The 13,355-nt window shown below is 73.1% G+C and carries 9 protein-coding genes; 4 read left to right on the top strand and 5 right to left on the bottom strand.

What is annotated here, in order from left to right:
- Positions 1-81: 81 nt before the first annotated feature.
- From HNP84_RS08345 to lon, 3 genes are all read right to left on the bottom strand, one after another.
- Entirely contained in the window at positions 82-1,212 is a 1,131-nt protein-coding gene (locus HNP84_RS08345; protein ID WP_185048792.1) for a Fic family protein, read from the bottom strand.
- Between the two features lie 62 nt (positions 1,213-1,274).
- On the bottom strand, positions 1,275-3,521 hold the full coding sequence (locus HNP84_RS08340) for a molybdopterin-dependent oxidoreductase (protein WP_185048791.1): 2,247 nt from the start codon (positions 3,519-3,521) through the stop codon (positions 1,275-1,277).
- A gap of 460 nt (positions 3,522-3,981) precedes the next feature.
- The gene (lon, locus tag HNP84_RS08335) at positions 3,982-6,351 is read right to left on the bottom strand and encodes an endopeptidase La (protein ID WP_185048790.1); all 2,370 of its coding nucleotides are present in this window, start codon (positions 6,349-6,351) and stop codon (positions 3,982-3,984) included.
- Positions 6,352-6,569: 218 nt separating this feature from the next.
- On the opposite strand from lon, the gene HNP84_RS55900 reads away from it, so the two are divergent.
- Both HNP84_RS55900 and HNP84_RS08325 read left to right on the top strand, forming a co-directional pair.
- A complete protein-coding gene (locus tag HNP84_RS55900) occupies positions 6,570-7,889 on the top strand; it encodes a sensor histidine kinase (protein ID WP_185048789.1) in 1,320 nt (439 codons plus the stop codon).
- Entirely contained in the window at positions 7,886-8,554 is a 669-nt protein-coding gene (locus tag HNP84_RS08325; protein ID WP_185048788.1) for a response regulator, read from the top strand. Before HNP84_RS55900 ends, HNP84_RS08325 begins: the two co-directional genes overlap by 4 nt.
- 175 nt (positions 8,555-8,729) lie before the next feature.
- Here HNP84_RS08325 and HNP84_RS08320 read toward each other — a convergent pair whose 3' ends face one another.
- Positions 8,730-9,281, bottom strand: a complete 552-nt coding sequence (locus HNP84_RS08320) for a hypothetical protein (protein ID WP_185048787.1) — start codon at positions 9,279-9,281, stop codon at positions 8,730-8,732.
- A gap of 1,161 nt (positions 9,282-10,442) precedes the next feature.
- Between HNP84_RS08320 and HNP84_RS08315 the strand changes: the two genes are divergently transcribed.
- Together HNP84_RS08315 and HNP84_RS08310 are read left to right on the top strand one after the other, a co-directional pair.
- The gene (locus tag HNP84_RS08315) at positions 10,443-11,252 is read left to right on the top strand and encodes an alpha/beta hydrolase (protein ID WP_185048786.1); all 810 of its coding nucleotides are present in this window, start codon (positions 10,443-10,445) and stop codon (positions 11,250-11,252) included.
- Positions 11,242-12,459: an acyltransferase family protein gene (locus tag HNP84_RS08310; RefSeq protein WP_312924119.1), complete on the top strand. Its 1,218-nt coding sequence runs from the start codon at positions 11,242-11,244 to the stop codon at positions 12,457-12,459. The genes HNP84_RS08315 and HNP84_RS08310 overlap by 11 nt, the downstream gene beginning before the upstream one ends.
- On the opposite strand, the gene HNP84_RS08305 is transcribed toward HNP84_RS08310, so the two are convergent.
- Positions 12,428-13,327, bottom strand: coding sequence for a hypothetical protein (locus HNP84_RS08305; protein ID WP_185048785.1), 900 nt, complete (start codon positions 13,325-13,327; stop codon positions 12,428-12,430). The two genes, HNP84_RS08310 and HNP84_RS08305, sit on opposite strands and share 32 nt — an antisense overlap.
- Positions 13,328-13,355 lie beyond the last annotated feature (28 nt).

Here is a 13,355-nt window from a genome sequence, read left to right as displayed (position 1 = left end):
ATTCCCGATCATTCCCGATATGGGGCCCAATAAGGTTACCTCATCCGCCCCAGCGGTAACACCGGCACCATTCACCCACGATCACGCCGCATACGGATCACGCACCGGAACCATCCTCGCGGCGAATTCCGCGACGATCTCCCGCATCTTCTCCCCGCGCCCGTAGAACCGCCCCTTGGTCTCGCCGTACGGCGTCAGCCAGCCGAGCTTCACCAGCTCCCGCAGGTCCCGCGCCGCCTGCCCCGGGCTCAGCCCTTCGTCGGCCTGGTACATCCCCCGCCGCAGCCGCGTGCTCGCGAACACCTGGTACAGCGCCGACACGCACCGGGTGTGCAGCCCTTCGGCGTCCACCCGCTCCTCCAGCAGCATCCACACCTCCCCCGCCTCGGCCAGCCTCCGGCGTACGCGCTGGGCCTGCATGTGGTGGCAGCGCAGGCAGAACCGCACCCACGACAGGGTGTCCCCGTGCGGGCTCCACCGCCTGCGGCCCACCTCACCGAGCACGTCGTAGTAGTCGTAGGTGATCCGCCCTTCGCCCAGCCACTCCTCGATGGAGCAGAACTCGGGCGTGGTGATCTGGTCCCGGCCGAGCACGAGCGTCTGCAGCGCACGCGACATACGCCCGTTGCCGTCGCGCCAGGGGTGGATCTTGACCAGATTGAGGTGGGCCATGGCGGCGCGTACGTAGCTGGGGGCGTCCAGGTCGCCGGTGTTGAGCCACGCGGCCAGCTCATCGAGCAGTTCGGGCACCTGCTCGGCGTCCGGCCCCTCGTACACGACCTCGCCGGTCGCCGAATTGCGCACGTAGATGCCGCCCGGACGGGGCGTGCCGGGGGTCTTGTCCACATGGTGGCCGATCACCATGAAGTTGAGCGCGTGCAGCAGCCCGACGTCGTACCGGAAGACCCGGGCGTGGGAGAGGAGCCGGATGTAGGTCATCGCGTTCTGATAGCCGGCGATCTCCTTGGCGACGCTCGGCGTCGCGTCCAGCGGCTCCTCACCGGACATGATCGACTCGATGTCCTCGACGCTCGCCCGGTAGCCCTCGATCGCGTTCGAGCCCTGGATGGCGCGCGCCTGAAGCTGCCTGCGAAGCTGCCCGTCCCAGCGGTGCGGCTCGGCGAGGCGGTACTTCAGGTCCTGGCGCATCTCCTCGATCTCGTCGAGAACCCGGCGATCAGCAGGCTCCAGGTCAGGTGTCGAATACAGCATGTGACCATGCCATCACGCACGAATCATATAGTCAAACGACCGAATGATTTGCCCATTTTGTCCTAGCTGACGGCCTCCACGCGGGCCGGGATGTGCTTGTGCAGGGGCGTCCCCGCGTACGGGTCGCGGTGGGCCGAGGAGGTGAGCTCGTTGGGCGGGGCGCCGGTGACGAGCTCCTCGCCGCGGTCGTCGGGGTAGCCGAGGCCGAGGCCGTTGGGCAGGCTGATGTGGCCCGGGGACAGGGTGGCGGAGACCTCCACGGTGGCCTCGACGCTGCCGCGTCTGGTGGTGATCCTGGCGCGGCGGCCGGGGGTGAGGCCGAAGGCGGCGGCGTCCTCGGGGCTGACGCGGAGGGCGCCTTCGGTGTCGCGGCGGCGCCAGGCGGGGTCGCGGTAGAGGGTGTTGGCGGTGGACGTGCGCCGCTCGCCCGCCGAGAGCACCAGCGGGAAGTCGGGGTCGGCGGCGTCCGGGCCGCGGGCCAGGTCGCGCAGCGAGCCGAGGAGGTCGGGCAGGGCGAGGTGGATCCTGCGGTCGGGGGTGCCGATGCGGCGCAGCGCGTCACCGGGGGCGTCCACCGCGAACGCGAGGCCGTGCGGGGCGGCGAGCACCGCGTCGAAGAGGCGCTCGCCCAGTTCCGGGCCCTCCCCCGCGATGCCGGCGCGGCGTACGGCGTCGGGGTGGCGGGCGGCGACCTGGTGCGCCTGCGCCCACAGCGACGCCGCGGCGGCGCTGCCGCCGGGGAGGGTGGGGCCCAGAGTGCGGTAGAGGACGACCGGCGCAACCGCGGCCATGGCCGGGTCGGCCGCGACGGCCTTCAGGAATGCCTCGGCGAAGGCCGCGCGCCCCTCGGCCAGCGCCGCGCGCAGCCCGGTGAGGTCGGGCAGGACCCCCATGGCCTCGCACAGGCGGGCGTGGATCTCCGGCTCGGGGAGCAGATCGGAGCCGGGCGGCGGGTCGAGCACCGGGCGGCGCAGGTGGAAGTGGTTGGCCGGGGTCTCGAAGGTGAAGTAGGTCGCCTCCCACTTCTCGAACTGGCTCGGCGCGGGCAGCACGTAGTCGGCCATCCTGGCCGTCTCGGTCATCGCGACGTCGATGACCACCAGCAGGTCGAGCGCCTCCAGCGCCTGCCGCATGCGCGGGGAGTCGGCCAGGGAGTGCGCCGGGTTCGACGACTCCACCAGCATGGCCCGGTAGCGGGCGGGGTGGTCGGTGAGGATCTCCTCGGCGACCACGTTGGACGGCACCAGGCCGGAGATGATCCGCTCGCCCGAGACCGGGCTGCGCCGCTCGCGCTGCGGCCGGTCGTAGGAGGTCTGGATGAGCGGGGCGAACAGGATCGGCGGGTTGTTGGTCCCCAGGCGGCCGAAGTTGCCGGTCAGCAGCCACAGCAGGTTGTCCAGGTAGCTGTTCAGCGTGGAGTGCAGCGTCATCTGCACGCCGAGGTCCTCGTGCACGGCGACGCTCTCGGCGGCGGCGATGCGCCGGGCGGCGCGGCGTACCTCGGCCTCGGGGACCGCGGCGACCTCGCAGTACGCCGCGACGGGCACCTCGCCCAGCGCGGCGCGCACCTCGTCCAGCCCTTCCGCGTGCGCGGCGAGGAAGGCGTGGTCCAGCAGGTCCTCCTGGACGAGCACGGCGTTCAGCGCGGCGAGCAGCCAGGCGTCGGTGCCGGGCCGGGGCCGCAGGTGGATGTCGGCGATCTCCGCGGTCTCGGTACGGCGCGGGTCGATCACGATGAGGCACCGGCCGGGGTCGCGGGCGATCTCGCGCAGGGTGGGCCTGGCGCGCGGGAAACCGTGGGACTGCCAGGGGTTCTTGCCCACGAAGAGCGCGACCTCGCAGTGCTCCATGTCCCCGAAGGCGACGTTGCCGAACATCCGGTCGGAGACCCAGAACAGCCCGGTCTTCTCCTGGGCCAGCGCGTTGGACCGGTAGCGCGCGCCGAGCGCCCGCATGGTGGCGCCGGCGTACGAGCCGCCGAGGTGGTTGCCCTGCCCGCCGCCGCCGTAGTAGAAGATCGTCTCCCCGCCGTGCGCGTCGCGCACCTCCAGCAGCCGCCGCGCGACCTCGGCGATGGCGACATCCCACCCGACACGCTCGAAGCCGCCGCCGGGCGTGCGGCGCAACGGATGGGTGAGCCGGGCGCCGTTCTGGTAGTGGTCCAGGCGCAGCGCCTTCTCACAGGTGTAGCCCTGCGACCCGGGGTGCTCCTTGTCACCGCGGATGCGCGCCAGGCGCCGCCCGTCGAGCTGGATCTCGATGCCGCAGTTGCTCGCGCACAACACGCACGCCGAAGGATGCCAGGTCATATGGCCGCCCCATCCTGAGTTCGATTATCGAACCCAGCCTAACGGCGACCCCCGCTCCGCGCCAGCCCCAAAGACGCCCGCTCTCCCCCTTTCGGGGAACGGGGCCACATAGGGGCGGCGCTCACGGTGACCTCGCCGAGGTCCTGCACTTTGATCGAGGCGCACGTGGACGGCCCGTTGCGGCGGTCCTGCCCCGCTCCCCTGGTAGCGGATCCACCGCCCCCTCACATGCCCGCGCGGTGGGACGGGCGCCGGCCAGGGGCCGTACAGGCGGGGGACGTGGGTGCGGCCGGGGTGCAGGTGCTCCAGAAGGCTCCGCGTGCTGGGGCGGAATGCGGGAGCGGCCCCGGAGCGGGAGTGCTCCGGGGCCGCTGGTGCCGGTCGGCGCGGGCGCGCCGCTCGCCTGACGGATCGGCGGGGCGGCGGGGCCCGGGATGCGGGCGTCGCCGCGGACGGCCGGCTAGGCCGCCGCGGGTTCGGCGACCGTGGCCGGGGTGAGGGCGATGTCGAGGACCTCGCGGACGTCGCTGACCGTGTGCACGGTCAGCTCGGCGCGGACCTCCTCGGGCACGTCGTCCAGGTCGGGCTCGTTGCGGGCCGGGATCAGGACGGTGGTGATGCCCGCGCGGTGGGCGGCGAGGAGCTTCTGCTTCACGCCGCCGATGGGCAGCACCCGGCCGGTGAGGGAGACCTCGCCGGTCATCGCCACGTCGCCGCGGACCGGGCGGCCCGACAGCAGGGACGCCAGCGCCGTGGTCATGGTGACGCCGGCCGACGGGCCGTCCTTCGGGATCGCGCCGGCGGGCACGTGGATGTGCACCGAGCGGTCCTTCAGGGAGCCGACGGGCAGTTCGAGCTCCGCCCCGCGCGAGCGCAGGTAGGACAGCGCGATCTGGGCCGACTCCTTCATCACGTCGCCGAGCTGGCCGGTCAGGGTGACGCCGGTCGAGCCGGTCTCGGGGTCGGCCAGCGACGCCTCGACGTACAGGACGTCGCCGCCGGCGCCGGTGACCGCGAGGCCGGTGGCCACGCCCGGCACCGCCGTGCGCTGGCTCGACTCGGGCAGCGAGGACTCGGGCACGTGCCGCGGCCGGCCGAGGTAGCCGACCAGGTCGGCCTCGCCCACGTGCACCGGCAGCTCCGCCTCGCCCAGCGAGACCTTCGCGGTGACCTTGCGCAGGATGCGCGCGATCGACCGCTCCAGGGAGCGCACGCCCGCCTCGCGGGTGTACTCGCCCGCCAGCTTGCGCAGCGCGGCCTCCTCGACCGTGACCTCCTCCGCGTTCAGCCCGGCCTTGTCGAGCTGGCGCGGCAGCAGGTGGTCGCGGGCGATGGCGACCTTCTCGTCCTCGGTGTAGCCGTCGAGGGTGACGACCTCCATGCGGTCCAGCAGCGGGCCGGGGATCGCCTCCAGCACGTTGGCGGTCGCGAGGAACAGCACGTCGGACAGGTCGAGCTCGACCTCCAGGTAGTGGTCGCGGAACGTGTGGTTCTGCGCCGGGTCGAGCACCTCCAGCAGCGCCGCGGTGGGGTCGCCGCGGTAGTCGGCGCCGACCTTGTCCACCTCGTCGAGCAGGACGACCGGGTTCATGCTGCCGGCCTCGCGGATCGCGCGCACGATCCGGCCGGGCATCGCCCCGACGTACGTACGGCGGTGGCCGCGGATCTCGGCCTCGTCGCGCACGCCGCCCAGGGCCACCCGGACGAACTTGCGGCCCATGGCGCGCGCCACCGACTCGCCCAGCGAGGTCTTGCCGACGCCGGGAGGGCCGGCCAGCGCGAGCACGGCGCCGCTGCGGCGCCCGCCGATCACGCCCAGGCCCCGCTCGTGGCGGCGCTTGCGCACCGCGAGGTACTCGATGATGCGGTCCTTGACGTCGGTCAGGCCGGTGTGGTCGGCGTCGAGCACGGCGCGGGCCGCGGCGATGTCGTAGGAGTCCTCGGTGCGCTCGTTCCACGGAATGTCGAGGATGGTGTCGAGCCACGTGCGGATCCAGCCGGTCTCGGGCGACTGCTCGGAGGTGCGCTCCAGCTTGTCGACCTCCTTGAGGGCGGCCTCGCGCACCTTCTGCGGCAGGTCGGCCGCCTCGATCTTGGCGCGGTAGTCGTCCTCTTCGTCGGCGGGCTCGCCGTTGAGCTCGGCCAGCTCCTTGCGGACGGCGGCGAGCTGCTGGCGCAGCAGGAACTCGCGCTGCTGCTTCTCCATGCCCTCGCGGACGTCCTTGCGGATGGTCTCGGCGACGTCCAGCTCGGCGAGGTGCTCGCGGGCCAGCTCGATCAGCCGGGCCAGCCGCTCGGCCGGGTCGGGCTGCTCCAGCAGCTCGACCTTCTGCGCGGCGCTCAGCCAGGGCGCGTAGCCGGAGCTGTCGGCGAGCACGGCCGGGTCGTCGATCTGGTTGATGGCGTCTACGACCTGCCAGCCGCCGCGCTTCTGCATGATCGTGGTGGCCAGGGCCTTGTACTCGGTGGCCAGCTCGCGGGCGCGCTCGCCGGCCGGGACGCGCGGCATGAGGGTGGCCTCCACCCACAGGGCCGCGCCGGGACCGGTCGTGCCCGCGCCGACGCGTACGCGGTCGAGGCCGCGCACGACCGCGGCGGGCCCGCCGCCGGGGAGCCGGCCGACCTGCTCGACGAGCGCGATAACGCCCACCGGGCCGTAGCGGCCGTCTATTCGCGGGACCAGCAGCACCTGAGGCTTGCCGGCGCCCGCCTGGGCGGCGTCGATGGCCGCCCGGACCTCGGTCTCCGACAGGTCGAGCGGAACCACCATGCCGGGCAGCACGACGGCGTCGTCCAGCGGGAGGACCGGGAGGATCAGGGTCTCACTCATCTCGCACTCCGCTCACAGGGTTGAGTTATACCGGCTCAACTAAGAAGAGTCGAGGGATGTTCCCAATGCTGCACCTGTTCGCTCAGGGTGATCGTAATCGGGTAATCGGGCTTGCGTGTGCTATTGGGGCGTCCTGCCCCCGCTACGACCTGAGTGGTACGCCGGGGATCACTCCCGGGAGCGAGGCGGCCGAGCCCGGTGGATCATAGGGTGGAGCGGTGCTCAAGGCCCTGAGACGGCTGCTGCGGCCGCTGGCGCTCGCCGTGGCGACCGGGCGGGCCGATCCCCCGGCGCCGCGCCCGCGCGCGCTGGTGCTCCGGGTGCCCCGCTCGCTCGGCCTGCTGCCCTTCGACCGCGTCGATCTGGTCGTGCTCGCGGACCTCATCCTGGCCGCCATCCTGCTCGCCGGCGGATACGTCGTCCTGGAGAACGCCAACCGCGTCACCGAGGCTTCCCTCGACTGGCAGGGCCTGTACATGGCGGCGGCGGTCAACTCGCTGCCGCTGCTGCTGCGCGACAAGTGGCCGCTCGCGGCCTGGCGCCTGGCCGCGGTCGGCATCCCGATCGGCACCTCGGTCACCGGGGAGCTGCTGCCGATCCCGTTCACCGCGCCCGGCACCATCACCTTCACGCTCGCGCTCTACTCCGTGGCGGTGCGCTGCGACCGCTCCATCACCCTGGGCGTGTGGGCGGTGTCGATCGCGGGCGCGGCCCTGCTCCGCCCCGAGGGCACGCTGCTCGCCGTGCTCGTCGTGACCGTCACGGTGCTGCTCGGCTACAACGTGCGCATCCGCCGCGACGCCACCCGGCTGCTCGCCGACGAGGAGGAGCGCACCCAGATCGCCATGGCGGCGCGGGCCGTGCTGGAGGAGCGCGCCCGCATCGCCCGCGAGCTGCACGACGTCGTGGCCCACCACATGTCCGTGATCGCCATCCAGGCCGAGGCGGTGCCGATCAGGTCCGCCGGCGACCCGGCGGCCCTGGAGGCGGGCCTGGCCGAGATACGCGGCCTGTCCCTGGCGGCGATGACCGAGATGCGGCGGGTGCTGGGCGTGCTGCGCGACCAGGACGGCCGCCGCGACACCGCGCCCCAGCCGGGCCTGGAGCGGCTGGGCGAGCTGGTGGAGCAGACCCGCGCGGCCGGCCTCCCGGTGACGGTCTCGGCCCCCGACCCGCCGCCCGCCCTGCCCGCGGCGGTGAGCCTGTCGGCGTACCGGATCGTGCAGGAGTCCCTGAGCAACGTACGCCGCCACGCGCCGGGGGCCGCGGTCACGATCACGATCGCCCACTCCCCCGCCGCGCTGAGCCTGGAGATCGCCAACACCCCGCCCCCCGCGGGCCCGCCCCGCGCACCCGCCGACGACGCGGGCCGCGCCCCGGGCCACGGCCTGCTGGGCATGCGCGAGCGCGCCTCCCTGCTCGGCGGTACGCTGCGCGCCGGCCCGCGGCGCGACGGCGGGTTCACGGTGACCGCGGTCCTCCCCGTCGGCGACCCGCCTGAGGAGGAGCCGGAGCGAGAGAGGGAAGGGACAGGATGACCTGCACGGTGCTGATCGCCGACGACCAGGGGATGGTGCGCACCGGGTTCACCGTGTTCCTGGACGCGCAGCCCGACATCGAGGTGGTCGGCGAGGCGGCCAACGGGGCCGAGGCCGTGGAGCGGGCCAGGGAGCTGCGGCCGGACGTCATCCTGATGGATGTGCGCATGCCGGTCATGGACGGGCTCCAGGCCACCCGCGAGATCCTCGCCCTGCCCGGCATGGCGGCGAAGATCCTGATCCTGACCACCTTCGACCTGGACGACTACGTGTACGAGGCGCTGCGGGCCGGCGCGAGCGGCTTCCTGCTCAAGGACGCCTCGGCGCAGCAGCTCGCCGAGGCCGTACGCGTGGTGGCCGCGGGCGACGCCCTGCTCGCGCCCCAGGTCACCCGGCGGCTCATCGCCGAGTTCGCCCGCCTGGGCGGCCCCCGTGCCCCTTCGGTCAGGCGCCTGGCCGAGCTGACCGAGCGCGAGACCGAGGTGCTCGCCCTCATCGCCCAGGGCCTGTCCAACCAGGAGATCGCGGCCGGCCTCGTCGTCTCGGAGCAGACCGTCAAGACCCACGTCGGCCGCATCCTGACCAAGCTCTCGCTCCGCGACCGCGCCCAGGCCATCGTGTACGCCTACGAGACCGGCCTCGTCCGCCCCGGCGACCGGGGCTGAGACGGTCGGTCCCGGCCGTGCGCGCCCGGGATGGCCGGGGGGCGACGGCGGCCCCAAATCTGCGATAACGACTCCCGGTGCACGGGAAAAGTGTCCTATGCTCGCAACCTCTCTTGCGGAAAGTCACCCGGGCGCGGTTGCCGCCGCACCCGGGCGGTGATCCCCTGGGGGTGGTTCAGCAGGGACCCTGGCCGGTCCCGCGCTGGACTTCGATGGAGTCCTCTTCGTCGGTCGGGGGCAGTGTGGGCGCGACCATCAGTGTGAGGGTGTCCGCACTGCCCTCCTTCTGCACCCAGAAGTCGGTCCACGCCTTCGGCATGGCGAACGCGGTGACGGAGTACCACCGATCCCCCGGCGCCTTGGCGTCGTGACCGTCCAGGGACACCTCTCCGCGCCACCGGTCGCCGCCGAGCCTGGAGGTGCGGTAGAAGCGGACCGAGCCGTTGCCGCGCAGCGGACGGACCCCGACGATGACGTCCACGTCCTCGGGGAGGGTCGTCACGCCCTCCACCAGCGGGCACGGGCCGGCGAGCGAGCCGGCCGCCGTCGAAGGCCCTCTGATCTCGATCGTGGGCGTGCCCCGTGTGGCGGTGTACGCGACCACGGCCGTGCCGATGACCGCCACCACGGCGACGGACACCACCACACCCGGTTTCTTTCTGGGTAACGCGGCCCGGATCCTGGGGATGAGCCCGACAACGTCGGCGGGCTCCTGACCCTCGCTCATGAGTAGATAAACCTTCTTTCTGGTCAAGAACGGCGATCATGCCGTTCGATGGGGCAAAGACTAGCGCCATCGGCAATCTCGCCCGCCCGAACTTCACGCCGGGAACCAAAATTTGCTCACATTCCGGGTGCGGGGGCATCTCGGAGCGATGAACGCCGAGGTCACCGCCGTACGGGCCGGCGGAGGTTTCGGCGCCGGGGTGGAGAAAATGCCCCCTCTCGGGATCACTCGGGCAGTGGGCGCGGTCATCGTACCGCCTTCGCCGCCAATGTAGGGGTAACGCCCGCAAGGTGTGTGTCACGAGGCGACTCGGGCCGTCAAACCCCGCTGAAGATCACGTTACCGACGCGGGCTTCCGGTCACCCGAAATCGGGAAAGAGCGGTTACCAGATCGCCCTTACCAGGAAACTGAACATCTAGATAACCATTCTGCCGCCCCGCACCACGCATCGGCGGACCCGGCACGCGCACGACCCGGCGGCCACAATGCGACAACCGTCAACCTCTCGACATCGAGATGAAGCGCCAGGTCCACTACCCAGCGTCACCAGAGGTCCCCCGTGCCACATCATTCTCCCGCGCGTTTTTCCTGGCCGGACATGCCGCGCCTGAGGCGGAAAAGCACAAGGGAACTTCTCCGGCGCCACGGGCTTCGCAGACGACGGGCAGCGGTGAAAGGACGTCGTGCCACAACGCCGATAATGACGACGGCGGCGGTAAACGCAGTGCGGTCGCGGGGGCATCTCCGTTTCGAACGGGAACACGGTATACCGGCCGATTGTGGATGGCGGCGACGGTTCATCGCGCCCTTCGCGGCACGAAGCCGCCGGTATCAACCGCGACGCCACCTCGCCCGGCCGCCCGCACGCCGGGATTCTCCTACCTTCGCATGGCGAGTCGTCCGGTTTCTTCGGATGGTTCCGTGCCGCTCCCCGGAACGCGCGCCGGAAGCAATACCGCAGGCGAGCGAACGCGCACCCGGCGCCGACGGAAACGCGCCGGGAATCGCCGCGGAAATGAGCGTGCCCCGCGCCTCGGTGTTCCTCGGCGGCGTCACTCCTGAGGGGGACGCGGACAGATCACTCCGTACGGGAACGCGGGTTACGGAGTGTGATTTCTAGCGTCCTGTCCTGATCAGCACCGGTCAGGATGGGAGGGGCCATGTTCGTGCGCGGGTTGGGCGCGCTCCGGCTCGGCAGGCGTACCGCGCTGGCCGTGGCCGCCGGGGTCACCGGGGTCGCGGCGGTCGCGAGCACCGGGGGTGCCGGTGGGGCCGCGGCGCCGGGGGCGCGGGTGGTGCGGGTGTACGGGGACGCGGCGGGGGCCGAGCATGTGGCGATCATCGTGCCGGGGTCCGACACCACGCCGGCGACCTTCGACGGCGGGCGGGCCAAGCCGTACAGCACGCCGGGGGGCGGGGCGCGGGCGCTGGTGGCGCAGGCGCGGGAGCTGGACCCCAAGGCGCGGCTGGCCGTGATCGCCTGGCTCGGGTACGACGCGCCGCGCACGTACAGCCTGGCCGCGGTCACCGAGGACCTGGCCGTGGCGGGGGCGCGCGAGCTGCGGCGCACGGTGGCGCGGGTGCGGGCGGCGACCGGGGCCGAGGTCACGCTGCTGTGCCACAGCTACGGCTCGGTGGTGTGCGCCAAGGCGCTGCCAGGGCTCGCGGGGGTGCGGGACGTGGCGGTGTTCGGCAGCCCGGGGCTGCGGGCGGCGTCGGCGGCCGAACTGGGCACGCGGGCCCGGGTGTGGGCGGGGCGCGGCGGCACGGACTGGATCGGCAACGTGCCACACGTGTCGATCGGCCCGCTGGGCTTCGGCCGGGACCCGATGGACCGGGGCTTCGGCGCCCGGATCTTCGCGGCGGGCGGCGGCGGGCACAGCGACTACCTGCGGCCGGGCGGCGAGTCGCTGCGCAACCTGGCCCTGATCGCGCTCGGGCGCGCCTCGGAGGTGCGCCGTGGCGGCTGAGCCGGAGGGCGCCGGGCGGGGACTCGTCGCGCGGGTGGAGCGCGCCACCCCCGCCGGGCGGGGACTCGTCGCGCGGGTGGAGCGCGCCACCCCCGCCGGGCGAGGGCTCGTCGCGCGGGTGGAGCGGGCCACCCCCGCGGGGCGGGATCGCGGGGTGGACGCGCTGCGGGCGCTGGCCATGCTCGGCGTGGTGCTGGGGCACTGGCTGGTGACGGCCTGGCAGGTGCGGCCCGGGGGTGAGGTGGCCCTGGCCGGCCCGCTGGCCTACATGCCCGCGCTGGCGCCGGTGTCGTGGGTGTTGCAGACGCTCGCGGTGTTCTTCTTCGTCGGCGGGTTCGCGGCGGCCCGGAGCGCGCGGGCGGCGTCCGGCGCGTGGAAGTGGGCGCGGCGGCGGGTGCCGCGCCTGCTCGTCCCGGCCTGGCCGGTGGTGGCGCTGTGGGCGGGGGTGGCGGCGGCGCTGCCGGCGTACGGGGTGCCGTACGGGTCGGTGCGGGCGCTGGCGTTGCCCGCGCTGGCCCCGCTGTGGTTCCTGGCCGTCTTCGCCGGGCTGGCCCTGGCCACGCCGGCGCTGCTGCGCGTACGCCGGCCGGCCACGCTCGCCTGCCTCGCCGCCGCGGCCGTCTTCGCCGTGGACGCCGCCCGGTTCGGGCTCGGCGCCCCCGCCTGGATCGGGTGGGTCAACGTGGCGGCGGGCTGGCTGGTGCCGTACGCGCTGGGCGTGGCCTGGGCCGGCGGAGGGCTGCGCGGGCGCGGCACCGCCGCGGCCATGCTGGTCGGCGGCGCCGCGGCCACGGCGGTGCTGGTCGCCGGGTTCGGCTACCCGGCGGCGATGGTCGGCGTGACCGGGGCGCCCGTGTCGAACCTGAGCCCGCCGACCGCGGCGGCCGTGTGCTTCGGCGTGGCTCAGATCGGCGTGGCGCTGCTGCTGCACGGCCCGCTGGACCGGCTGATGCGGCGGCCCCGCGCCTGGGCGGCGGTGGCGCTGGCGAACCTGGCGGCGATGCCGGTGTTCCTGTGGCATCTGACCGCGCTCGCCCTGGCCGCCGCCGCGTGCCTGCCGCTCGCCCCGGTGCCGGGCCTGCTCGCCCCGCCCTCGGGGCCGGAGTGGGTGGCGGCCCGCCTCGCCTGGCTGCCGGTCCTCGCGGCTGCCCTGGCCGTGGTCGCCCGCCCTCGGCTCACCAGCCCGACTCCGGCTTCAGCACGTTGAGCGGCAGCGAGGGCTGCTCCCAGATGATGTCGTCGCTGTCGTAACCCGGGAAGTCCTCCCGGTCCATGACCTCCTCGGCGGGTGGCGCGTACACGGTCACCTGGCCGCCCCAGCCGGTGTAGCGGATCTGCGAGTCCAGCACGAAGGAGAATTCGTCGCTGGGCAGGATCACCTTGGTGCCGACCCGCTCGACGAGCCCCCGGGAGTCGAACCGGATCGTGTACGTGATCTTGCCGACGCCGCCGTACCTGGAGCGGCCGCTGCCGTACGTGTCCACGCCGGACGGGGAGACGCGGACCAGCTTGGTGGTCGTGATCGTGCCACGTGCCACCCCGTCCCGGTGGGAGGAGGCGCCGTCCAGGAGCGTCTTGAGCGTGCGCGGCTCCAGCGCGTTCAGCGTGAGCAGGATGGGGCCGGGCCGCCCGTAGGAGTCGCGCAGCCAGCTCTTGCCCACCGGGAACTCGTAGGGGTAGGGCGGCTCGGAGCTGTAGCCCATCCCGTCCACGTGGATGGCGCGCCCCGGCCGGGTGTCCAGCAGCTCCCGCGCCTGTTTGGAGAGCTTGTGGCGGTCGGCCTTGGCCACGCCCGCGCTCTGGGTGAGGTCGCTGGCGACCAGGCCGCGCGGGCCGAACGCGAGCACCCCCTTCTCTCTGATCATGACGGTGATGTCCGCGTCTTTCGCCTTCTTCACCGGCTTGTGCGGCTTCAGCCTCAGGCTCGTCACGATCGAGATGCCGACGCCCTTGCCCGGGGCGTACTGGGCCGCCAGCGTCTTCACGGGGTCGGGGCGCGAGACCGCCTGGGCGGGGGCGGAGACGGCCAGTGCGGCGCCCAGGATCAGGGCCAGGCCGGCGGCGAGTCGCCTCAATGGAGTTTCCTCGGATGGAATTGGATGC

Source organism: Thermocatellispora tengchongensis, assembly GCF_014202315.1.
Lineage (GTDB): Bacteria > Actinomycetota > Actinomycetes > Streptosporangiales > Streptosporangiaceae > Thermocatellispora > Thermocatellispora tengchongensis.
This window is presented reverse-complemented; position numbering and strand designations above follow the sequence as displayed.

What these genes read in the sequence shown, in the direction of transcription:
- HNP84_RS08345 (WP_185048792.1), bottom strand. Translation starts at nt 1,212, where the DNA reads ATGCTGTATTCGACACCTGACCTGGAGCCTGCTGATCGCCGGGTTCTC.
- HNP84_RS08340 (WP_185048791.1), bottom strand. Translation starts at nt 3,521, where the DNA reads ATGACCTGGCATCCTTCGGCGTGCGTGTTGTGCGCGAGCAACTGCGGC.
- lon (WP_185048790.1), bottom strand. Translation starts at nt 6,351, where the DNA reads ATGAGTGAGACCCTGATCCTCCCGGTCCTCCCGCTGGACGACGCCGTC.
- HNP84_RS08325 (WP_185048788.1), top strand. Translation starts at nt 7,886, where the DNA reads ATGACCTGCACGGTGCTGATCGCCGACGACCAGGGGATGGTGCGCACC.
- HNP84_RS08320 (WP_185048787.1), bottom strand. Translation starts at nt 9,281, where the DNA reads ATGAGCGAGGGTCAGGAGCCCGCCGACGTTGTCGGGCTCATCCCCAGG.
- HNP84_RS08315 (WP_185048786.1), top strand. Translation starts at nt 10,443, where the DNA reads ATGTTCGTGCGCGGGTTGGGCGCGCTCCGGCTCGGCAGGCGTACCGCG.